This window comes from Streptomyces goshikiensis, from assembly GCF_014650555.1.
In the GTDB taxonomy this organism is placed as follows: domain Bacteria; phylum Actinomycetota; class Actinomycetes; order Streptomycetales; family Streptomycetaceae; genus Streptomyces; species Streptomyces goshikiensis.
In genome coordinates this window covers 72,298-93,822 of record NZ_BMVE01000006.1, presented here as the reverse complement: position 1 = coordinate 93,822, position 21,525 = coordinate 72,298, and the positions used below count along the sequence as shown (strand labels likewise).

General features: G+C 72.0%; 18 protein-coding genes, 1 tRNA gene and 1 pseudogene. 8 read left to right on the top strand and 12 right to left on the bottom strand.

All coding sequences use genetic code 11. The annotated features are described in order from the left end of the window. Positions 1–104: 104 nt before the first annotated feature. A complete protein-coding gene (locus IE248_RS19110; protein ID WP_047961026.1) occupies positions 105–2,462 on the bottom strand; it encodes an immune inhibitor A domain-containing protein in 2,358 nt (785 codons plus the stop codon). Between the two features lie 441 nt (positions 2,463–2,903). Between IE248_RS19110 and IE248_RS19105 the strand changes: the two genes are divergently transcribed. After that, positions 2,904–3,203: a hypothetical protein gene (locus IE248_RS19105; protein ID WP_073778362.1), complete on the top strand. Its 300-nt coding sequence runs from the start codon at positions 2,904–2,906 to the stop codon at positions 3,201–3,203. 81 nt (positions 3,204–3,284) lie between these two features. Here the strand turns inward: IE248_RS19105 and IE248_RS19100 are convergent, their stop codons facing one another. Both IE248_RS19100 and IE248_RS19095 read right to left on the bottom strand, forming a co-directional pair. Beyond that, positions 3,285–4,034, bottom strand: a complete 750-nt coding sequence (locus IE248_RS19100; RefSeq protein WP_037794232.1) for an RDD family protein — start codon at positions 4,032–4,034, stop codon at positions 3,285–3,287. Positions 4,035–4,097: 63 nt separating this feature from the next. Further along, complete coding sequence (locus tag IE248_RS19095; RefSeq protein ID WP_190031248.1) at positions 4,098–5,753, bottom strand: RDD family protein; 1,656 nt, start codon at positions 5,751–5,753, stop codon at positions 4,098–4,100. 274 nt (positions 5,754–6,027) lie between these two features. Here IE248_RS19095 and IE248_RS19090 point away from each other — a divergent pair, with 274 nt between their 5' ends. Beyond that, positions 6,028–6,507, top strand: coding sequence for an SsgA family sporulation/cell division regulator (locus IE248_RS19090; RefSeq protein ID WP_008742618.1), 480 nt, complete (start codon positions 6,028–6,030; stop codon positions 6,505–6,507). A 29-nt stretch (positions 6,508–6,536) separates the two neighbouring features. Here the strand turns inward: IE248_RS19090 and IE248_RS19085 are convergent, their stop codons facing one another. Beyond that, on the bottom strand, positions 6,537–8,018 hold the full coding sequence (locus IE248_RS19085; protein WP_229895399.1) for an FAD-binding oxidoreductase: 1,482 nt from the start codon (positions 8,016–8,018) through the stop codon (positions 6,537–6,539). Positions 8,019–8,114: 96 nt separating this feature from the next. Between IE248_RS19085 and IE248_RS19080 the strand changes: the two genes are divergently transcribed. Further along, positions 8,115–9,644 carry a tetratricopeptide repeat protein gene (locus tag IE248_RS19080; RefSeq protein ID WP_229895398.1) on the top strand — a complete coding sequence of 510 codons (1,530 nt, stop codon included), beginning with the start codon at positions 8,115–8,117 and terminating at the stop codon, positions 9,642–9,644. An 87-nt stretch (positions 9,645–9,731) separates the two neighbouring features. Here the strand turns inward: IE248_RS19080 and hppD are convergent, their stop codons facing one another. Next, positions 9,732–10,886, bottom strand: a complete 1,155-nt coding sequence (hppD, locus tag IE248_RS19075; protein WP_037794236.1) for a 4-hydroxyphenylpyruvate dioxygenase — start codon at positions 10,884–10,886, stop codon at positions 9,732–9,734. A 135-nt stretch (positions 10,887–11,021) separates the two neighbouring features. Here hppD and IE248_RS19070 point away from each other — a divergent pair, with 135 nt between their 5' ends. The 4 genes from IE248_RS19070 (at position 11,022) to IE248_RS19055 (ending at position 13,840) form a co-directional block, all read left to right on the top strand. After that, complete coding sequence (locus tag IE248_RS19070) at positions 11,022–11,492, top strand: Lrp/AsnC family transcriptional regulator (RefSeq protein ID WP_008742622.1); 471 nt, start codon at positions 11,022–11,024, stop codon at positions 11,490–11,492. A gap of 92 nt (positions 11,493–11,584) precedes the next feature. Beyond that, entirely contained in the window at positions 11,585–12,199 is a 615-nt protein-coding gene (locus IE248_RS19065; RefSeq protein ID WP_190031247.1) for an ArsR/SmtB family transcription factor, read from the top strand. A 67-nt stretch (positions 12,200–12,266) separates the two neighbouring features. After that, positions 12,267–12,521 carry a hypothetical protein gene (locus IE248_RS19060; protein ID WP_190031246.1) on the top strand — a complete coding sequence of 85 codons (255 nt, stop codon included), beginning with the start codon at positions 12,267–12,269 and terminating at the stop codon, positions 12,519–12,521. After that, on the top strand, positions 12,518–13,840 hold the full coding sequence (locus IE248_RS19055; RefSeq protein ID WP_190031245.1) for an MFS transporter: 1,323 nt from the start codon (positions 12,518–12,520) through the stop codon (positions 13,838–13,840). The genes IE248_RS19060 and IE248_RS19055 overlap by 4 nt, the downstream gene beginning before the upstream one ends. Here IE248_RS19055 and IE248_RS19050 read toward each other — a convergent pair. The 6 genes and pseudogenes from IE248_RS19050 to IE248_RS19025 all read right to left on the bottom strand — a co-directional run bounded on the left by IE248_RS19050 (position 13,770) and on the right by IE248_RS19025 (position 19,915). Further along, positions 13,770–14,567: a S16 family serine protease gene (locus tag IE248_RS19050; protein ID WP_073797469.1), complete on the bottom strand. Its 798-nt coding sequence runs from the start codon at positions 14,565–14,567 to the stop codon at positions 13,770–13,772. The genes IE248_RS19055 and IE248_RS19050 overlap by 71 nt on opposite strands. Before the next feature lie 150 nt (positions 14,568–14,717). Further along, a complete protein-coding gene (locus tag IE248_RS19045) occupies positions 14,718–15,359 on the bottom strand; it encodes an IclR family transcriptional regulator (RefSeq protein WP_008742627.1) in 642 nt (213 codons plus the stop codon). 336 nt (positions 15,360–15,695) lie between these two features. Beyond that, a complete protein-coding gene (locus IE248_RS19040) occupies positions 15,696–17,480 on the bottom strand; it encodes a DEAD/DEAH box helicase (protein WP_073778378.1) in 1,785 nt (594 codons plus the stop codon). A 117-nt stretch (positions 17,481–17,597) separates the two neighbouring features. Then, positions 17,598–18,007, bottom strand: a pseudogene (locus IE248_RS19035) (type II toxin-antitoxin system death-on-curing family toxin). Further along, entirely contained in the window at positions 18,004–18,150 is a 147-nt protein-coding gene (locus IE248_RS19030; protein WP_229895397.1) for a hypothetical protein, read from the bottom strand. The pseudogene IE248_RS19035 and the gene IE248_RS19030 overlap by 4 nt, the downstream one beginning before the upstream one ends. 292 nt (positions 18,151–18,442) lie before the next feature. Next, a complete protein-coding gene (locus tag IE248_RS19025) occupies positions 18,443–19,915 on the bottom strand; it encodes an MFS transporter (protein WP_100582616.1) in 1,473 nt (490 codons plus the stop codon). Between the two features lie 168 nt (positions 19,916–20,083). On the opposite strand from IE248_RS19025, the gene IE248_RS19020 reads away from it, so the two are divergent. Continuing rightward, positions 20,084–20,155: transfer RNA gene (locus tag IE248_RS19020), tRNA-Cys, on the top strand. Positions 20,156–20,337: 182 nt separating this feature from the next. On the opposite strand, the gene mycP is transcribed toward IE248_RS19020, so the two are convergent. Continuing rightward, positions 20,338–21,504 (bottom strand): type VII secretion-associated serine protease mycosin, encoded by a 1,167-nt coding sequence (mycP, locus tag IE248_RS19015; RefSeq protein ID WP_190031244.1) that lies wholly within the window; start codon positions 21,502–21,504, stop codon positions 20,338–20,340. Positions 21,505–21,525 lie beyond the last annotated feature (21 nt).

Sequence of the window (21,525 nt, the reverse complement as noted above, 5' to 3'; positions counted from 1 at the left end):
GCTCCCCCGTCAATAAGACAACTCGCACCCGCATCTAAACGCGATCGGCCGCCGCCCGCTAGAGGGCGACGGCCGATCATGCTTTGACCTGCGGCTTTTCCGGATTACTTACCGGAGGGGCCGACCTCGATCGTCATCTGAAGACCGTCGTAGGTCTCCTTGGCGATCTTGATCTTGGTGTTGGTGTCAGTGACCTTCACCGAACCGGTCGGGTTCTCGTCGTAGAAGTACTTGCCCTTGTGGTCGTCGAAGACCATGTTGGCCGGCTTCGGCTTGACGAAGAGCGCCTCACCGTTCTTGTGCAGCGTGAAGGCGTCCGTCGAGTACGCGCTGAAGGTCGCGTCGTACGGCTGGATCTTGTTCCGCAGCAGGGTGCCGTCCGACCACTTCATCGGCTTGGCGTTGGCGTCGATCGGAAGGATCAGGCCGGCACCGGGGTGCTGGCTGGTGTTGTTGTCCTTCTGGGAGAGGTCCCACTGCCAGATCAGCAGACCGTCCTGGTACGGGTAGTGCTCCACCCAGCCCGGCTTCGTGTTGCTGAAGCCGAAGTTGTACGGGCCGACCTGAAGGGTCGAGTCGTACGAGACGTAGCGGCGGTTCTCGGCCAGGTAGTACTGCTCGTACTCCTTGGTGAAACCGGCGCCGATGCGGGAGAAGCCCTTGCCGGTCCAGCCGTTGTCGCCGTTCTCGGCGCCGTCGGTGAACAGCGCGGAGCCGTCCGCGGTCAGGGTGACGGCGTCGGCGGTGAAGCCCTTGCCGCCCGCGCCGCCGTCCGTCTGGTAGCGGAAGCGGAGGTCGATCTTCTTGCCCGCGTAGGCGTCGAGCGGGAAGTTCAGCGCCTGCCAGGCACCGGAGACACCGGTCAGCGACGGGCTGCCGGAGGCGTCGGCCGGGATGGCCTTGCCGTCGGCGGTACCGGCCAGCGCGGTCCAGGTGGCGCCGCCGTCCGTGGACACCTCGGTGTAGAGGTAGTCGTAGTCGGCCTCGATGTCCCACCAGCCCTTGAGGGACAGGGCGGCGGACTTCTTGCCGGTCAGGTCGACCGAGCGGGTGAGGGTGTTCTTGAGGTCGTCACCCATGTTGCTCCACCACTGCGAGGAACCCTCGGCGGGAGCGACGATGTCGGTCTTGACCTGCTTCTTCGGCAGCTCGACGAGCAGCGCCTGCTTGTCCTTGGTGTTGTACTCCGAGACGCCCAGCTTGTGGGTGGACTTCGTCGCGGCCTTGGCCGAGTCGTAGTTCAGCCAGCCCAGCTGGAGCTTGTCCCAGGCCGTCATGTCGCCCGGGAGGTCGCCTATGGAGTCCTTGCCCTCGCCGAGCCAGGAGCCGGCCGACATCAGGGACCAGAAGCCGACGCTGTTGTCGCCGCCGCCGGAGGTGTCGTAGAGGTCCGGCAGACCGAGGTCGTGGCCGTACTCGTGCGCGAAGACGCCGAGGCCGCCGTTCTCCGGCTGCATCGTGTAGTCGCCGACCCAGATGCCGGTGTCACCGATCTGCGTGCCGCCGGCCTTGTTGTTCTCCGGGCCGGTCTTGCCCGCCTGGGTGCCGTAGGCGTACCAGCGGTGCGCCCACAGCGCGCTGGTGCCCTGCACGCCGCCGCCGGCCGACTCGTCCTCGCCCGCGTGGACGATCTGGAAGTGGTCGATGTAGCCGTCGGGCTCGTTGAAGTTGCCGTCGCCGTCGTAGTCGTAGCGGTCCCACTGGTCGTACTGGGCCAGCTGCGCCTTGATCTGGGCGTCGGTCTTGCCCGCCTTCTTCTGGCCTTCGGCCCAGGCGGTCACGCCGTCCTTGACGGTGTCCCAGACGTTGGAGCAGTTGGTCTGGCCGCAGTAGTTCGAGCCGTAACGACCCTCGTTGTACGGGATCTTGACCCAGTCGGCGACGTCGCCCTCGACCGAGTAACGGCCCGAGGAGGTCTTCTCGTAGTAGGTCTTCAGCGAGTTCTTGCCCTTGCCGGTACCGAAGTACAGGTCCTGGAAGTAGTCGCGGCTGAAGTCCTTGCGCCAGGCGGTGCTGTTGTTCTGGGTGCGGTCCGGCTGCGCGATGGTGTTGTGCAGCGGACCGGGGGTGCCGCCGTACTTCGGGACCGGCGGCTTGGGGCCGTCCGGACCGTCCGGGTCGAACATGGTCGTGTTGTCGACCTGGTCGCCGAACTCGACGAGGATCGTGAAGATCTTGTCGGTCTTCTCGCGGCCGAGCTCGACGTACTTCTTGTCGTCGAGCTTGACGACCTTCGAGGCGCCGCGCTGCTCGACGCCCTTCTTGCCGGCCAGCACCTGCTGCAGGGCAGCTTCGCGCTGCTGGTCCTGCACCTTGCTGAACGGGCCTTCGAGGTCGTGCTTGACCTGCTCCTTGGCGGGAGCGGTCGGGTCCTCGCGGTGGGCGGCGGGCGCGGTCGACCCGGGGTCGGCCTGCGCTGCGGTCGTGAAGACGGCGAAGCCGGACGCGGCGGTGGCGGCCATGGTCACGGCCACGGCCGCCGCGCGCAGCGAACGCCTTCTGGCGGAGTTGCTGGTCACTTGATGTCGTTCCCCTCCCGCGGCCGCGACGTAGGTCGGAACATCTCCATGGGGGCGGGGGGTTCCGCGCGGCGCGCGTCTCAAGTGACGACATTTGACCGGAGAGTCTAAAGAAAAGACAGACCTTGACTTGTTCCTTACAACTGCACTATGCGGTCAAGGAGTTCCGCTATTCGGACGTTCCGCAGCCATACGGGACGAAGGCCGCTTCATCACCCCCGTGTGGCACGGTGATGTGATCCCGTGCGCCCCCCGTGCTCCGGCACCGTTGGTGAGGTCACGCTTACCGCCCGTTCCGCTCGGGCATCCCCCGTCGTAGAGTCTCTTGACGCGCGACCTAGTTGAGCCGACTCCCCCTCCCCGCCTTTGAGGACGGATATCGCCATGCCGCGTCCGACTGCCGCACAGCTCGCCTACGGGTCCGCCACCGTCCTGGTCTCGACGATCGCCATGCTGCTGCTCTCGCAGACGAGCACCGGTGTCGGGGTCGCGGTCATCTGTGCCGCCGCGCTCGCCCTCGGCCTGCTCGTGGCGCTCACCGTGCCCGCGCCGAGCCGCCGCGGCCGGCACGCGGCCACCCGGGCCAAGGCGCCCGGCTCCGCGGCAGGAACCGCGGACACGACTGCGGCCGCCCGGGTGTCCGCTCCCCGGACGGCCGCTGCCGAACACCCCGTGCACCACTGAGCGGGACCGGCGCCGCGGCATGCCGGACGGGCGGCCTCCCCTGGGGGAGACCGCCCGCGAGCGCCGTTGGAAGGCGGGGCGTCAGGTCGACTTGACCACCACGGTCTTGGCGACCTTGTCGTGCAGCGCCTGCTTGTAGGGCTTGTCGACGAGCATCGAGACGATCAGCGCGAGCGGCCACAGGCAGAAGCAGCACACCAGCGTCGGCACCCACAGCACGGCGGCGCGGCTGAGCGCGGCGCTGGAGCCGGGCACGCTGCCGTCGTTGAGCATCGCCACGCGCAGGCCCAGCCAGCGCTTGCCGGGGGTCCGGCCGTCCCGCTTCGTGAAGAACCAGTCGTAGCCGACGTACGCGATGATCCCGATCAGCGTCCAGAGCAGACCGCTGCCGCCGTACGAATTGGTGATGACCTCGGTGACGTCCTCGCCCTTGTCGGTGTCGACCATGTACCGCTTGTTGTTGAAGGGCAGCTGGATCAGGAACAGCGGGATCGTGACGATGAGCACATCGACGATGCGGGCGCCGAGGCGCCGTCCGAAGTCCGCGAGCGGGGGCATGCCGGCGAGCGGATCGGGCATGCCGCCGCCGCTGCCGCTGCCGTACGGGTCTCCGCCGCCGTACGGGGGCGGCGGGGGCGGCGGGGGCGGAAACCCGCCGGGCCCGCCACCGCCGGGTCCTCCGGGGGTTCCGGGTCCTCCGGGCGTCCCCGGGGGCGGGGGCGGCGGCGATCCGTACGGCGAACCGCCCGACGGAGGCGTCGGTTCCTGGGGCTTCTTGAGGAACGGGTCGTCCTCGGGCGGCTGGCCCGGCGGCGGCTGGTCGGTGCTCATGGCCCGAGTCGACCCCGCCGCGGCGGGCCCCGCAACGGGACCGCGTCCGTCCGGGCGACGGCCCTAGCGCGCCACGTAGGTGCCCGCGGCGCGGTCGTGGAGCCCGCGGCGGCGCGGGCGGTCCCCGAGGCACCAGAGGCCGCCCAGGAGCCCGAAGAGGGCGTACGCCAGCCAGCGGCGCAGGGCCGCGCCGAACCCCGGCGGGCGGAGGGTGGCGGTGGCCAGTACGCGGACGCCGAACAGCTTCTTCCCCGGGGTGCGGCCCCAGCGGGCGGTGGGCAGGGCCTCGTAGAAGACCCCGAAGAGGAGGACCGCGGCCAGCACGATGCCGAGGTAGCCGCCGATGGTGGCGTCGAGGAGCCACACGGTGGTGGTCCGGCCGGTGCCCCGGGCGGCGTCCACCTTGGCCTCGATGTGCGCGGTGGCGGCGGGGACGAGGGGCCGGGCGGCGGCCGCCGCGACGGCGGCGAACACGAGGGAGTCCACCGCGCGGGCGAGGCCCCGGCGGACCAGGCCCGAGGGGCGGACGGCCCGCTCCGCCATGCGCTCGAACACGGCCCGGGCGTCGGGCCGCTGCCCGGCGGCGGCCGCACCGGACTCCGCCCGGCGCGCGCCCTCCGAAGCCGTCGCCGTCTGCCTGCGGCCGGCGTCGTCCCCCCGCTCACCGGCACCGGCACCGGCGGCTGCCCGGGCCTGTCCCTGGGCGGGCGCGGCGGCCTGGCTCGGAATGGGCGCACCCGCCTGGGCCGGGGCGGCGCCCTGGCCGGGGAGCGGGGCATCCGCGCGGGCCGGGGCCCGGCCGGGGCGGGGGCCGTCGACCCGGGCGGCGGCACGAGGCTGAGGGGCCTGGGTGGGGTCCTGGGCCGGGAGCGGGGCGTCCGCCGCGGCCGGGGCCGGCGCGGAGCTCTGGCCCGGAAGCGGGGAGGCGGCGCGGACATGGGCCTGCGCTTGCGCCTGGGCGTAGGCCTGGGGGTCGGGCTGGACCCGGGTGGGGGCCGGCGCGGGGCGGGACTTCGGGGTCGCCTCCGGCCAGGAAGAGGTGAGCCCGGACCCGGCGCGCCCCCCGTCACCGGCGTCGGGCCACTCGGGCGCGGGGGCGGCCGCCCGGGCCGCGGCGGGCGCCGGAGCGGCCTCGGACGCCCTAGCGGGAGCGGGAACCGGCGCGGGAACGGACGCGGGCGCCGCGGCGGACTCGGACGACCAGGCGTGCCCGGGCGCGGAAGCGGGCGCCGCGGCGGCCTCGGGCGACCGGTCCGGCGCGGGGCCGGGGGCCGGATCCGGCGCCGGCGCGGAACCGGGCGTCGGGGACGCGGCCGGGGACGCGGCCGCCGTGCGGGCCAGTGAGACCCCTGCGCCCCGTACGGGCCCCGGCGGCTCCTCCCGGCTGCCCCAGGACACCCGGGCGTCCCTGGGGCCCCCGAAGCCGTGCTGGTGGGCGGGATCGGCCTGCCACATCACCGGCTCGGAGGCGGGATCCGGCTCCGGCGACGGCACGGGCAGCGGCACGGGCGACCGCGCGGGCGACGGCTCCGGCAGCGCCTCGGTCGCCGAGGTCTCGTCCAGGAACACCGGACCCGTCTCGTCCACGGGCGGCGCGGGGCGGCTCGTACCCGGCACCCAGGACAGTCCGTTCCAGTACCGGACGTACCCGGGGATGGACGGATCGGGGTAGTAGCCCTCGCGGGCCGCGTGCTCGCCGTCTCCAGGGGAGGCCGTCAATGTCCCCAACTCCGTTCGTGGCTTGAGGCTTGTGCAAGGCAGGACCATAGCCAAGAACCTCGGCCCGCCAGGTCCGGTAACGGGAGAATCCAAGCCTTCGAGCGAACACTTCTTCTCCCGATGGCTTTCGGTCAGCAGACAGGATTCGGCCAACCTTCGATTCCTGCCGGAAGTCGCGTCATACCCGGGCCGTCCGGCGCTCTCTGCGGGTGTGGGGCCCGAGCCATGCCCCGCACCGCCCCGCACACACCGCAGAGCACGAAGTGAGGCCGCCATGCACCACCCCGTCATCGAGCGCGAGCTGGAACTCAAGCTGGTCCTGTCCCCCGAACGCAGCGTCCCCGTCCCCGCCCGGCTGCTCTACCTCACCGACGACCCGTACGCCGTCCACATCGTCTTCCACACCGGCTCCAGCCTGCCGGTCCACTGGACCTTCGCCCGCGAGCTGCTCGTCGAGGGGGTGTTCCGGCCGAGCGGCCACGGCGACGTCCGGATCTGGCCCACGAAGATCGACAACAAGGCCGTGCTGTGCATGGCGCTGAGCTCCCCCGACGGGGACGCCCTGCTGGAGGCCCCGGCCGGCTCGGTGTCGGCCTGGCTGGAGCGCACCCTGCGCGCGGTGCCGCCGGGCACGGAGGCGGACCGGCTCGGCCTGGAAGCCGCGCTGGCCGAGCTGCTCACCCCGACCCCGGCGGACGACCTGTGGCTGCGCGACCCGTGGCCCTCGGACGAGTCCGCGGACGGGGACGCGTGATGGGCACCCGCACCCCGCCCGCGGCGGCCTCAGAAGAGCTTGCCGGGGTTCAGCAGGCCCAGCGGGTCGAAGGCCTGCTTGACGGCGCGCTGCATCTCCATCCCCACCGGCCCCAGTTCCCTCGCCAGCCACTCCTTCTTCAGGACGCCGACCCCGTGTTCGCCGGTGATGGTGCCGCCCAGCGCCAGCCCGAGGGCCATGATCTCGTCGAAGGACTGCCGGGCGCGCCGCGCCTCGTCCTCGTCGGCGGGGTCGAAGCAGACCACGGGGTGGGTGTTGCCGTCGCCGGCGTGCGCGCAGACGCCGATGAGCAGGTCGTGCGTACGGGCGATGGCGGCCGTTCCGTCCAGCATCTCGGCCAGCCGCGACCTCGGTACGCACACGTCGTCGATCATCGTGGCGGGCCGCAGCTCCTCCAGCGCGGTCAGCGACATCCGCCGGGCCTGGAGCAGCAGTTCCGACTCCGCCTCGTCGTCGGCGGGTACGACGGCGGTGGCCCCGGCGGCGGTGCACAGCTCCCCCACGGCGGCGAGGCGGGCGGGCGCGTCGGGGGTGTCGAAGGCGGCCAGCAGCAGTGCCTCGGTGGTCTCGGGGAGCCCCATCTTGCCGAGGGCGTTGACGGCGCGGACGGTCGTACGGTCCATCAGCTCCAGCAGCGAGGGGGTGTACCCGGCCTCCATGACGGCGCAGACGGCCTCGCAGGCGGCCGCCGCGGAGGGGAACTCGGCGGCGAGCGCGAGCTGCCGGGGCGGCGCGGGGCGCAGCGCGAGGACGGCCCGGACGACGACGCCGAGGCTGCCCTCGGAGCCGACGAACAGCCGGGTGAGGTCATATCCGGCCACGCCCTTGGCGGTGCGGCGGCCGGTGCGCAGCAGCCGCCCGTCGGCCAGGACGACGTCGAGGCCGAGGACGTACTCGGCGGTGACCCCGTACTTGACGCAGCACAGGCCGCCGGAGGCGGTGCCGATGTTGCCGCCGATGGTGCACTGTTCCCAGCTGGAGGGGTCGGGCGGGTAGTAGAGGCTCTGTTCGGCGACGGCGCGGGAGAGCACGGCGTTGACCACGCCGGGTTCGACGACGGCGATCCGGTCGATGCTGTTGATCTCCAGGATCCGGTCCATTTTGACGAGGGAGAGCACGATGCAGCCGTCGGAGGCGTTGGCGGCGCCGGAGAGGCCGGTGCGGGCGCCCTGGGGGACCACGGGGACCCGTAGGGCGGTGGCGGTGCGCAGGACGTGCTGGACCTGTTCGACGGTGCGGGGCAGGACGACGGCGGCCGGGGCGCCGGCGGCGCAGAAGCTGGCCATGTCGGTGGCGTAGGCGGCGGTGACCTGAGGGTCGGTCAGCAGGGCCTCGGCCGGGAGCCCTTCGAGCAGGCGCGCGCGGAGCAGGTCGTGGGGCGGGGCGCCGGGGGCGTCTATGGCGCTGGTGTCGCTGATGGCGCCCGGGGCATCGCGGATGCCGGGGACGTCGTGGATGTCGGGGAGCGGCGTTGAGGGGTCGTCAGCCATGGGGTCAGCGTGGCAGCCGGGGCCATCGGTGTGAACACGCCCGCGACCCTCTTCGGACACCCCGGCGAGCTAGTCATATTGACGCACAGTGACCCCATGCACCGTTTCGACCGTATCGACGAGGAATCTCAGTCGGCTCCGCCGGTGACCTTCACCGGCCGCAAGACGCTCGTGGCGGCCGCGGTCGCGGTGGTCCTTATCGCGGGAGCACTGGTGATCCGGCCGGTCCGCGCGGGCGACGACGCGCGCCCTCCGGGGCCCAGCGAACGGGCCGCGGCGGCGGTCGGGATGGGCGCGCCGGCGGCCGCGGTGGATCTGACGGCACTGGTCGCGGACCGGGAGAAGTGGGTCGCGGCGCATCCGGACGACGGGGCGTCGTGGGCCGTGCTGGGGTCCGCGTACCTGGAGCAGGCGCGCCGGACGGCCGAATCCCGGTGGTTCCCGAAGGCGGAGAAGGCCCTGAAACGGTCGTTGGACGCCCTGCCCGCGGAGAAGGGCAACTTCGACGCGATGACGGGCATGGGCACGCTGGCCAACGCCCGGGGGGACTTCGGGACCGCGAAGAAGTGGGGCGAGCTGGTACGGGCGCAGGCGCCGCGGCGCTGGACGGCGTACCCGGTGCTGGTGGACGCGTACTCGGGGCTCGGCGACTACAAGGCCGCGCAGAAGGCGCTGGAGCGGCTGGAGCAGCTGCACTCGGGGCTGGCGGCGCGGATCCGGGCCTCGCAGGTGTACCGGGACCGGGGCTGGCGCGAGGACGCGGTGCTGGCGATGGAGCACGCGGGCGGCGCGGCGAAGAGCCCGACCGAGAAGGCGTACGTCCTGTTCCGGCTCGGGGAGCTGGCCTGGGAGCGCGGCGAGACCGCCGAGGCGCTGGGCCTGTACGAGGGCGCGCTGCGGACGGATCCGGGCCGGCCGGAGGCGCTGGGCGGCCGGGCGCGGGCGCTGGCGGCGCTGGGGCGCGGCGGGGAGGCCGTACGGGACTACCGGATGGCGCTGGGACGGGCGCCGGTGCCTCGGCTGGAGCTGGAGCTGGGCGAGCTGCTGGAGTCGCTGGGGCGGGCGGACGAGGCGCGTGCGCCGTACGACGTGCTCAGGACGCTGACGGCGCGCGGCGCGGCGGACGGGGTCAACGAGGAGGTGGTCCTCGGGCTGTTCGAGGCGGACCACGCGGACCCGGCGGCCGCGGTGCGGCGGCTGTCGACGGAGTGGGCGCGGCACAAGAACGTGCAGGTCGCGGATGCGCTGGGGTGGGCGCTGCACCGCAACGGCGATGACGCGTCGGCGCTGGAGTACGCGAAGAAGGCGACCGATTCGGGGATGCGGAACGCGGAGTTCTCGTACCACCGGGCGGTCATCGAGCGGGGCCTGGGCGACGAGGCGGGGGCGCGGCGGCACCTCCAGGAGGCGATGCGGACCAACCCGGCGTTCTCGCCGGTGCGGGCGCCGTTGGCGAAGGAGGCCCTGGCGGCGGTCGGCCGGCCGGCGCCGGGCGGCCCGGAGAACATGCAGCCGCGCACTCCGTGGGTCGAACCGGAACTCCCGAAGCCGAACCCGAAGAAGCCGGGCGAGAAGACGGAGCAGGGGGAAAAGGCGGAGCCGTCCCCGTCCCCGTCGGCGGACTGACCGGCTCCGTGGCGGAGGACCCGGCGGCCGGGGCGGCCGGGGCCGGTCCCCGGCGGCGGCGCGCCGACGGGGACCGGGAGCGGGGACCTAGAGGTTGCCCCGCTTCTCCTGCTCGCGCTCGATGGCCTCGAACAGGGCCTTGAAGTTGCCCTTGCCGAAGCCCATCGAGCCGTGCCGCTCGATCATCTCGAAGAAGACCGTCGGCTTGTCCTGCACCGGCTTGGTGAAGATCTGCAGCAGGTAGCCGTCCTCGTCGCGGTCCGCGAGGATCTTCAGCTCGCGCAGCGTCTCGACCGGCACGCGCGTGTCGCCGACCCACTCGCCGAGGGTGTCGTAGTACGAGTCCGGGGTGTCCAGGAACTTCACGCCCGCCGCCCGCATCGCCCGTACGGTGGCCACGATGTCGTTCGTCGCGAGCGCGATGTGCTGGACGCCGGCGCCGCCGTAGAACTCCAGGTACTCGTCGATCTGCGACTTCTTCTTCGCGATCGCCGGCTCGTTGATCGGGAACTTCACCTTCAAGGTGCCGTCCGCGACCACCTTCGACATCAGCGCCGAGTACTCGGTCGCGATGTCGTCGCCCACGAACTCCTTCATGTTCGTGAAGCCCATGACCTTGTTGTAGAACGCGACCCACTCGTTCATCCGGCCCAGCTCGACGTTGCCCACGCAGTGGTCGATGGCCTGGAACGTCCGCTTGGCCGGCGGCTCGACGATCGGGGCGGCGGCGACGTAGCCCGGCAGGTACGGCCCGGTGTAGTCGACGCGCTCGACGAGCGTGTGGCGGGTCTGGCCGTAGGTCGCGATGGCGGCCAGTACGACGGTGCCGTGCTCGTCCTTCACCTCGTGCGGCTCTTCCAGCCCGCGCGCGCCCTGCTCGACGGCGTAGGCGTACGCCGCCCGCGCGTCCGGGACCTCGATGGCGAGGTCGATGACGCCGTCGCCGTGGTCGGCGACGTGCTCGGCGAGGAAGCGGCCGTGGTCCGTCGTCGGCTTGATCACCGAGGTGAGGACGAAGCGCGCGGCGCCGTTGGTCAGGACGTAGCTGGCCGTCTCGCGGACGCCGTTCTCCGGTCCGGAGTAGGCGACGAGCTTCATGCCGAAGGCGGTGGAGTAGTAGTGCGCGGCCTGCTTGGCGTTGCCCACGGCGAAGACGACCGCGTCCATGCCCTTCACCGGGAAGGGGTCTGCCTCACGCGCGGTGTGCGGGGTGGTCTCGATGTTCACCAAAGACTCAGTCATGAGCGCAGAGTCCCGCCGATCCACAAGCTGCGCAATAGTTTCCTGTTTGCCTGTACAGAATGCCCAGTCAGCCCGGAGGATTACTGAAGCATCTGTGCAGTATGACCACCCGTCGCACCCCCCTCGGAGGAATCAATGGGCATCGACGAACTCGACGGGCGGCTCATCGTCCTGCTGGCCCGCGAGCCCCGGATCGGGGTCCTGGAGGCTTCGCGCCGGCTCGGCGTGGCCCGCGGCACCGTCCAGGCGCGCCTGGACCGGCTCCAGGCCACGGGGGTGATCCGCGGCTTCGGCCCGCAGGTGGACCCGACGGCGCTCGGGTACCCGGTCACCGCGTTCGCCACGCTGGAGATCAAGCAGGGGCAGGGCGCGGACGTACGGGCGCACCTGGACGGAGTGCCGGAGGTGCTGGAGCTGCACACCACCACGGGGCACGGGGACATGCTGTGCCGGCTGGTGGCGCGCTCCAACGCCGACCTCCAGCGCGTGATCGACAAGGTGGTCGGCTTCGAGGGAATCGTGCGGGCGTCCACGGCGATCGTGATGGAGAACCCGGTGCCGCTGCGGATCATCCCGCTGGTGGAACAGGCGGCGGAGGACGACTGACGCGCGGGGTGCGCGAGGCTCCACCAGGGTTCCAAAGAAGAGGTTGCAAAGAAACCCTTGCACAGGAGTCTTTGCAACTCTAGGGTTGAGGCATGCCCGAAGAGCCGGAAGCCCCGGAAACCCCGGAAACCCCACTGGAAGCGGAGCTCCAGGTCCGCACGCTCGATGCCCACTCCCTGCGCGGCCTCGCCCACCCGCTGCGCATCCGCATGCTGGCCGCCCTGCGCCATGACGGCCCCGCCACCGCCTCGCGGCTCGCCGAGCAGTTCGGGGAGTCCAGCGGGGCGACCAGCTACCACCTGCGCCAGCTCGCCGCGCACGGGTTCGTCGAGGACGCGCCCGGGCACGGCAAGGGCCGCGAGCGGTGGTGGAAGGCCGCCCACGACGGCACGCAGTTCGACGAGTCCCTCATATACGCCACCGACCCGGAGACGCGCGGCGCCGCCGAGGCCTTCCTGCACGGGATCATGACGATCCACGGGCAGGAGATGAACACCTGGCTCGGCAACGCCCACACCTGGCCCCAGGAATGGCGCGCCGCCTCGGACCTCAGTGACTTCACCCTGCGCCTGACCCCCACCCAGGCCCACGAACTCGTCCTCAAGATGCACGAGCTGGTCAGCAGCTACCGCGACCTGCCCGAGGGCGAGGGCGCGGAGACGGTCCGCATCCACACGCACGCCTTCCCGCGCCACAGCGGGGACTGACCGCCACCCCCGCTCGCCCCTCTCCCGCACTTCCCCTTCACCGCTCGCCAGAAGGAGTCGTCCTGCCATGAACACCTTCGCCCAAGCCGAGATGTACGCCTCGGCCCACGCCGCCCGCACCGCCGAGCTGACCGCCGAGGCGGCCGCCTGGCGCCTCGCCCGGGGCGCCGCCACCCCGACCGCCCCCGCGCCGCACGCCCGGCTCGTACGGGTCGTGCCGGCCGTGCTGCCCGCCCTGCGCAACCGGCTCGGCGAGGCCCTCGTCAGCGCCGGGATACGGCTGATGCGGCCCGCCCACAGCGGCGTCCACCGCGCCGCATGAGCGGCCGCCGGCCCTTCGTGGCCGTTCTGGCCGCCAACACCGTCTCCATAGCCGGCAGTTCGCTCACCCTGATCGGCGTCCCGTGGTTCGTGCTCCAGACCACGGGCAGCGCCGGCCGGGCCGGGATCGTCGCCTTCTGCGCCACCCTGCCCGTCGTCGTCGCCGCGCTCGTCGGCGGCCCCGTCATCGACCGGATCGGCCGCCGCCGGGTCTCCGCCGTCTCCGACCTCGTCTGCGCCGTCTCGGTCGGCGCGATCCCGCTGCTGCACTACGCGGGCCTGCTGGAGTTCTGGATGCTGTGCGCGCTGATGGCCGTCGGCGGTCTCGTGCACACCCCGGGCCTGACCGCCCGCTACGTCCTGCTGCCCAGCCTCGCCGAACACGCCGGCACCACCGTCACCCGGGCGGCGAGCCTCTACGACGCGGTCTCGCGCGGGGCCCGGATGCTCGGGGCCGCGGTGGCCGGCGTACTGATCGCGGCGTTCGGGGCCGAGACCGTCCTGCTGCTCGACGCGGCCACCTTCGCGGTGTCGGCGCTGCTGGTCACCGCGTTCCTGCGCGGCATACCCGCCGCCGAGCCGCAACGCGCCTCCGGGAAGGTCTCGTTGGCGGGCTACCGGGCCGAACTGGCCGAGGGCTGGGCGTTCCTGACCCGCTCGCGGCTGCTGATGGGCATCACCCTGATGGTGATGATGACCAACGGCCTCGACCAGGGCTGGTCCTCGGTGCTGCTGCCCGTGCACGGCCGCGAGGCCCTCGGCGGGGCCACCGCGCTCGGCCTGCTGGTCTCCCTGTTCGGCGGCTTCGCCCTGCTCGGCGCGCTGATGTACGGGGCGTGGGGCGAGCGGTTCCCCCGTAGAGCGGTGTTCGCGGCGGCCTTCCTCGCCTCCGGGTCCACCCGCTACGTGGTCGCCGCCCTCACCGACACCACCCTGCCGCTCGCCGTGACCATGGCCCTGGCGGGCCTGGGCGCGGGCATGCTCAACCCGATCCTGACCACGCTGATGTACGAGAAGGTGCCGGAGGAGCTGCGCAGCCGCGTCTCGGGGGTGACCACGGCGGGGTGCGAGCTGACGATGCCGCTCGGCGGTCTCGCCGCCGGGCTGCTGGTCGACGGGTTCGGGACGGCCCGGGCGCTGCTGCTGTTCGGCTGCGCTTACCTGCTGACCACGCTCGCCCCGGTGGTGTTCCCGGCCTGGCGCGACCTGGACCGGTCGACCAGCAGCCCGGCGGAGCCCACCGCGGCGCTCAGCAGGAGGGAACCTTCTCCCCCCGGTTCAGTGCCCGCAGCGCGTCCACGGCATCCGTCAGCGAAGTGACGGGGACCAGCTGGAGGCCCTCGGGGAGCTCGGAGAGGGCGTCCGAGCACTCGGCCTTCGGTACGAGGAACACGCGGGCCCCGTCGCGCCGCGCGGCCTGCGTCTTCAGGGCCACGCCGCCGACCGCGCCGACCTTGCCTTCGGCGTTGATGGTCCCCGTACCGGCGATGCTGCGGCCGCCGGTGAGTTCGCCGCCGCTGCCGTCGCCGTCGAGCTTGTCGACGATGCCGAGGGAGAAGAGGAGCCCGGCGCTCGGCCCGCCGACGTCGGCGAGGTTGAGGTCGACCTTCACGTCCTTGGGGTCCTTGTGGAGGTACCCGAGGGCGGCCTGGGCGGCATCCGACTGGGACGCCGCCATTTCCTCCAGGTTGTGCTCCTCGATCTCCTTGTCGCTTCCGCCCGAGGGGTAGACGGCCTCCCGGGGCATGACCGCCCGGGTGGTGTCGAACCAGTGGTCGAGGAGTTCGGGCAGCGTCACCGTGGTGGACGGGCCGGTCGCCTGGATGGTGGTCATCCGCAGCTCGCCCTTGGTCGCCCGGGTGGGGGCGCCGGTGACGGTGATGACGGGCTTGCCGTCGCGGGAGCCGAGGACGTCGGCCGTGAGCCCGGGCTGGGCGATCACGAACGGCAGCGGCGCGAAGGCGACCGCGACGAACAGCCCGACGGCCGGCAGGGCGCAGAGGGCCAGGGCGGCGGGACGCGGCAGACGTGTGAGGCGAGAGAGCACCCGGCCAATCTATCGGGCCGGGGTTCCCGCCTTCCGCGCGCACGGCCGAACCGGGTGGTGGACCGCCCACCACCCGTCTCCGCGGCCCCGGCCCGACGTCGGCGCAGGCCGTCAGAGCACCTCGTCAGCGCACGTCGTCAGCGCAGGGCGTCAGCGCAGGGCGTCGGCCACCTCGCGGGCGGCGTCGACGACCCGGGGGCCGACCCGCTCCGGCACGGCGTCGGCCAGCATGACCACGCCGACGCTGCCCTCCAGCCCGGTGATGCCCACCAGGGGGGCCGCGGCGCCGCTGGCGCCCGCTTCCAGCTCCCCGTGGGTCAGCGTGTACCCGGGTTCGATCAGAGTGCCCTGACGGGCCGCCAGGATGGCCCGGCCGGCGGCCCCCCGGTCGAGCGGGTGGCGGAACCCTGCCCGGTAGGCCACGTGGTAGTCGGTCCAGGTCGGCTCGACCACGGCGACGGCGAGGGCCTCGGTGCCGTCGACGAGGGTCAGGTGCGCGGTGGCCCCTATGTCCTCGGCGAGCGACCGCAGCGCGGGCAGGGCCGCCTCGCGCACCAGCGGGTGGACCTGGCGGCCCAGCCGCAGCACGCCGAGGCCGACGCGCGCCCGGCCGCCGAGGTCGCGGCGGACCAGGGCGTGCTGTTCCAGCGTGGCGAGGAGGCGGTAGACCACCGTGCGGTTCACACCGAGGCGGTTGGAGAGCTCTGTGACGGTCAGACCGTGGTCGGTGTCGGCGAGCAGCTTGAGGACTCTCAGCCCTCTGTCGAGAGTCTGGGAGGTTTCCGCGGTCACGACGCCTCTCCCTCTTTTCGGTGGGCGGCGGTGACTCTCACGGGGTGGAGCGTCGCCGGTCCGTCGGCAACGCACGGAGAGGCCGCCGGTAGCGGCCATGGCACCGGCTGCGCTCCCGCGGCGGCGCTGCCACGGAGCGTTCGATGCGGGGACATTAGCGAGCGGGTCCGCTCAGCGGAAGAGCTCGTCCAGAATCCGGGCGCGTACTGGCGGTTTATGCCGTTTTTCCTTCGGAAGCGGCGTCAATTTCGTGACCTCCGATTCCGCGGACATGACGGCGGGGTCCGTGCGAACCTCCGCACGGACCCCGCCGTCATACCTGTATAAAACGGAGCGTCACCGCATTCGCGTGGCCCACTCCTGCACCTTCTTGATGCGCTCCCGAAGCTGCCCGGCCGTCGCCTCCGCGCTCGGCGGCCCGCCGCACACGCGGCGCAGCTCGGTGTGGATGACGCCGTGCGGCTTGCCGCTCTGGTGGACGTACGCGCCCACCATGGTGTTCAGCGACTTCCGCAGCTCCAGCAGCTCCTTGTGCGAAACCACCGGCCGCCGGTCGGCCGGCAGCTCCAGCAGGTCCGCCTGCTCGTCCGGCTTGCGGCGGCTGTGCGCGATCTGCCGCGACTGCCGCTTCTGGAGCAGCATCTGCACCTGGTCCGGCTCCAGCAGCCCGGGGATGCCGAGGTAGTCCTGCTCCTCCTCGCTGCCGGGGTGGGCCTGCATGCCGAACTCGGCGCCGTCGTAGAGCACCCGGTCGAAGACGGCGTCGGACTCCAGCGCCTCGAAGGACATCTGCTCGTCCTCGCCAGTGTCCTCGTCCTCCTGCTTGTTCGCCTCGTCCATTTCCTTCTCGGACTCGGCGTACGGGTCTTCCTCGCCCTGCTTCTTCGGCTTGTCGAGGACGTGGTCGCGCTCGACTTCCATCTCATTGGCGAAACCGAGGAGATACGGAATCGTCGGCAGAAACACCGACGCCGTCTCGCCGCGCCTGCGGGAACGCACAAATCGCCCGACAGCCTGCGCAAAGAACAAAGGCGTGGAAATGGTGGTGGCATAAACGCCCACCGCGAGCCGCGGGACGTCGACGCCCTCGGACACCATGCGGACCGCGACCATCCAGCGGTCGTCGTTCGCGCTGAAGGTGTCGATGTTCTTCGAGGCCCCGGTGTCGTCGGAGAGCACCAGGGTCGGCTTCGTCCCGGTGATCTCCCTGATCAGCTTCGCGTACGCGCGCGCCGAGTCCTGGTCGGAGGCGATGACGAGCCCGCCCGCGTCCGGGATGCCCTTGCGGACCTCGGTCAGCCGCTGGTCGGCGGCGCGCAGCACGTTCGGCATCCAGTCACCGCGCGCGTCGAGCGCCGTGCGCCAGGCCTGCGAGATGGCGTCCTTGGTCATGGGCTCGCCGAGCCGGGCGGCGATCTCGTCGCCCGCCTTGGTGCGCCAGCGCATGTTGCCGCTGTAGGACAGGAAGATCACGGGCCGGACGACGCCGTCGCCGAGGGCGTTCCCGTATCCGTAGGTGTAGTCGGCGGAGGACCGCCGGATCCCGTCGTTCCCCTCCTCGTACGCGACGAAGGGGATGGGGTTGGTGTCGGACCGGAAGGGCGTACCGGTCAGGGCGAGGCGGCGGGTGGCCGGGTCGAAGGCCTCCAGGCAGGCCTCGCCCCAGGACTTCGAGTCACCGGCGTGGTGGATCTCGTCGAGGATGACCAGGGTCTTGCGCTGCTCGCAGCGGTTGCGGTGCAGCATCGGCCGCACGCCGACGCCCGCGTACGTGACGGCGACCCCGTGGTACTCCTTGCTCAGCGGACCCGCGGAGTACTCCGGGTCCAGCCGGATGCCTATCCGGGCGGCGGCTTCCGCCCACTGCTTCTTGAGGTGCTCGGTCGGCGCGACGACCGTCACCTGCTGGACGACGTGGTGGTGCAGCAGCCAGGACGCGAGGGTCAGCGCGAAGGTGGTCTTCCCGGCTCCGGGCGTCGCGACGGCGAGGAAATCGCGCGGCTGGGTCTCCAGGTACCGGTCCAGCGCACCCTGCTGCCAGGCACGGAGCTTGCTGGCGGTACCCCAGGGCGCGCGGCCGGGGAAGGCGGGTGAGAGGTGGTGGGAGGCGGTAGTAGTCACGGTCTCCGGTTCGGGCTCTCGGCGGCGGTCGTACGTAGGACAACCGGGCCACCTTACCGGTGCGGGCCGGCCCCTCGCGGAGGGACAGGCCCGTGACCTCGGCGGGTGCGGCGAGGGTCACATCCGCCGCAACCGCGCGGCGATCCGCGCGACGTCCCCCTCGGCTCCGGACGCCACGTCGATGACCAGCTCGTAGGCCGCCGCCTGATCAACTCCCCCGAGATCCACGCCGTTCACGGCGAGGAAGGTGGCGGCGGCGAGCCAGGCGGTGCGCTTGTTGCCGTCGACGAGGGGATGGTTCGCGGCGATCCCGTGCAGCAGCGCGGCCGCCTGCTCGTACGGATCCTCGTACGCCGGCGTCCCAAACTCCCCCAGCTACCGCTGGGAGGTGCCCCCAGGGCCCTGGGCCGGTGCACGGCGGACTCCAGCAACCCGGGGGCGCGCAGCTCGACGGACTGCTCCTGGGCGAGACACGCGTGCCGGGCGAGATCAAGCACTTCGACGAGCGTGAGGTGCCGGGTGCTCATTCGCCGAGCCTCTTCAGCAGCGCGGCATGCCTCCCGGCCAGCCGCCCGGCCTCCGCCCCGACCCGCGCCCGCTCCAGCCGCAGCCGCTCCCGCACGACCTCCGCGACCCACTCCTCGGGCGTCCCGCCACAGGCGTCGGCCAAATCGGCCAACTCCTCCCACTCCGCCCCGGAAACCCGAAACCTCAACTCCCTCATCCCCAAACCCTATCCACCCACCGTCCAGCCCTCCCCGTATTTACCGACCCCCCAAACGCCCCGAGCCCGCCCGGCCCACGCCCGGCGGCAATCCCAGCCCCGCCGGCGTTTGAGGCGTGTGGGTCCGGGGGCTGGCCCCCGGCAACGGCGCCGTACCGGGCGGCCAGCACCCGGCCCGTCCCAGCCGGCGCTCAAGGCGCGCGGCCAAGGACGGCGGCAGCCCCGCGGCGACTCCCCCTCAGTCCTCCGGCTCCCCGTGCAGCCGCGTCGCCACCCACGCCCCCACCAACGCCACGCAGGCCATCGGCAGGAACACCACCACGAACGCCCCGGGGTGCGAGGCCCCGCCCCCGCCGTCGAAGGCGTGCGCCGCACCCACCGCCCCGCCCCCCAGCGCCGCGAACGCCGCTCCGCCCCCCGCCAGCAGCACCACGTTGGCCAGCGCGTCCGAGATCTGCAGCGCGGCGGAATTGGCCCCCGCCTCCTCCGGCGCGGACAACTGCATCAGCAGCACGCTCGTGGACCCGATGACCAGGCCCATCCCCAGGCACCCGACCCCCCAGGCCAGCGCCAGCGTCCACACCGGCACCGATTCGATCAGCACCGCCGGCGCCCCCGCGATCGCCGCCGCGACCATGAGCATGCCCAGCACCATCAGCCGCCCGCGGTACGGCTCGACCCGCCCCTTGGACTGGATCCACGACCCCAGCGCCCACGTCACCCCGCCCAGCGCCAGCGAGAACCCCGCCAGCGTCGGGCTCAGCCCCCGCTGGGTGACCAGCATCAGCGGTACGAAACTCTCCGCGGCGATGAACGACCCCGCCGCGACCCCCCTCAGCAGCACCACCGACGGCAGCCCGCGCCGCGCCCGGTACGTCCCGCGCGGCAGCAGCCCCAGCGCGGCGGGCACCAGCAGCGCCGCGCCCACGACACCCGGCAGCAGCGACAGCCACCGCAGGTCCTGCGCCGCGTACTGGAGCAGCCCCGCCCCGACCGAGATCGCGAGCGCCAGCCGGATCCGCCGCCGGTCGAACGCCTCGGCCGGGGCGTCCGGGTCGACCGGCCCGGACGCGCTCCGCCGTATCGCCGGCAACGCCACCATCACCGGCACCACCACGAGTGCGGGAATCCCGAGGAACACCCACCGCCAGCCGAGGTGCTCGGTGACCGTCCCGGAGGCCAGCGGCCCCACGATCGAGGGGACGACCCAGCCCGCGGCGAAGGCCGCCATGATCGCGGGGCGCAGCCGCTCCTCGTAGGCCCGGCTCACGACGACGTACAGGGCGACGATGACGAGCCCGCCGCCGAACCCCTGCACGGCCCGGCCGAGCACGAACACCCACATGACGCCGGCGGTCCCGGAACACACCAGTCCGGCGGCGAAGGCCCCGATCCCGACGGTCAGCGGCCGCAGCGGCCCCTGCCGGTCGGCCCACTGGCCCGCCAGGACCATGCCGAACAAGCTCGTCGTGAAGTAGGCGGAGAAGGCGAAGGCGTAGAGCCCGATCCCCTCCAGCTCCCGCGCCGCGACGGGCATGGCGGTACCCACCGCCGTGGCCTCGAAGGCGATCAGGAAGACGACGGAGATGATCCCGATGCTGAGCGTCCGGTACGCGGCTCCCAGAACCCCGCCCTCTGACGGGGCGGCGGCCGGAGCCGTGACGGGCTCGGCTGCGGTTCTCTGGGGCACGCGCGGCTCAAGGGCACTCATCGCCCCAGAGTAAGGTGCGTAGCCCGTTCGTGACCCTGTCATTTAGGCGGATCCGGACTCGGCCCTCAGCCCTAGGTCTGTGAACGCCGCATGGCAGTCGTATTGCGGGGCCCGCGCCCCTCTTCCCCACCCGCACGACCCCTCGTACGGTCTTACACATCACCACACAGCCGTGTGCCCGAGTGGTTGAGGGACTCGCCTGCAAAGCGAGTTACGCGGGTTCAATTCCCGCCACGGCTTCGCGGCGGGCCGCTCAGGGGAAGGCGCTACCCCTGAGCGGCCTTCGCCTTGCCCCCCCCGCCGCCTCGGCGGCCGCCAGATCCAGAAGCGGAAACTCGTTCGCCGACCCGGGCTCCCCGGGCGCCGGCAGCGCACCCCGGGGCCGGACAGCGCCGCAGTCGCCCGGCGCATCGAGTGATGCGTCAGCGGTTCCGGCGACGGACGACGACCGTAGCCACGGCCCCACCGATGATCGCGCAGGCGCCAAGCCCCAGGGCGATCCAGGGCAGGTTGCCGCCCTTCTTCACCTCGGCCTGAGGCGCAGTGGCGGGCTTCCCGGACTCCGGTGTCTTTACGTCGGGAGACGGGGAAGGCGACGCCGAAGCCTCGGCGGCCGCCAGATCCGGAAGCGGGAACTCGTTCGCCGGCCCGGGGTCACCGGGGGTCGGCACCGCGACCCGAGGCCGCACGACGCCGTAGCCGATGAAATCGTTCCGCTCCGCGCCGCCCTTGGGCTTACCGGCCGTGTTCAGCAGCACTCGCAGCACCTGATTGTTGGTCCAATCAGGATGAGCCGACCACAGCAGCGCGGCCGACGCAGAGGCGAGTGCGGTGGCATCACTCGTGCCATGGCTCGTACAGAGACCCGTCTCCTGGCCACAGGCTGTGACAATTCCGATACCGGGTGCCGACAGATCCACCTGGGGACCATGTTGGGACTCGTTGGTCACCGCGCCGTCGGCGTCGACAGCCCCGACGCCCACGACACCAGGAGTCGCCGCAGGGTAGAAGACCTCGTTCGTCGTGTCCCCGTTATTCCCTGCACCAGCGAAGATCAGCTTCCCCTTGGACAGCGCATACTTCACTGCCTCTAGACGTGCCGGGTCTTCCTTGGCCGTGACCACAGACATATTGATAATCTTGGCGTCGGAATCCGCTGCGTACCGAATCGCCGCAGTCCAAGACCGGTTCGCCCCGCCCTCCTGCGGCACGCGGATCGGAAGGATCTTCGCTCCGGGGGCAAGACCGAATGCGCCGTCCCCGCTCGGATGCTTACCAGAACCTGCGATCACTGCGGCCATGGTCGTTCCGTGTTTGTCGTAGTCGGTGCGCTCATCTCCCTCATACCCAGACGTGGCGAAATCCTTGCCCGGAAGCACCTGCCCTTCCAACTCGGGGAGGTGCCCCACTCCGGTGTCAATGACCGCTACCGTGACGCCCTTACCCGTGCTGATCTTCCAGATGTCGTCGGCCTTCATGGCGTTGAGATGCCATTGCTGCTCCCGAATCGTCTCCGCATGGGCCGGGGTCGCGGCGACCCCGGCCAGCAGCAGACCCACCAGAGCCGAGGTCGCCCTACGCATGCGCATCCCGTGCAACGTCCGTTTCCG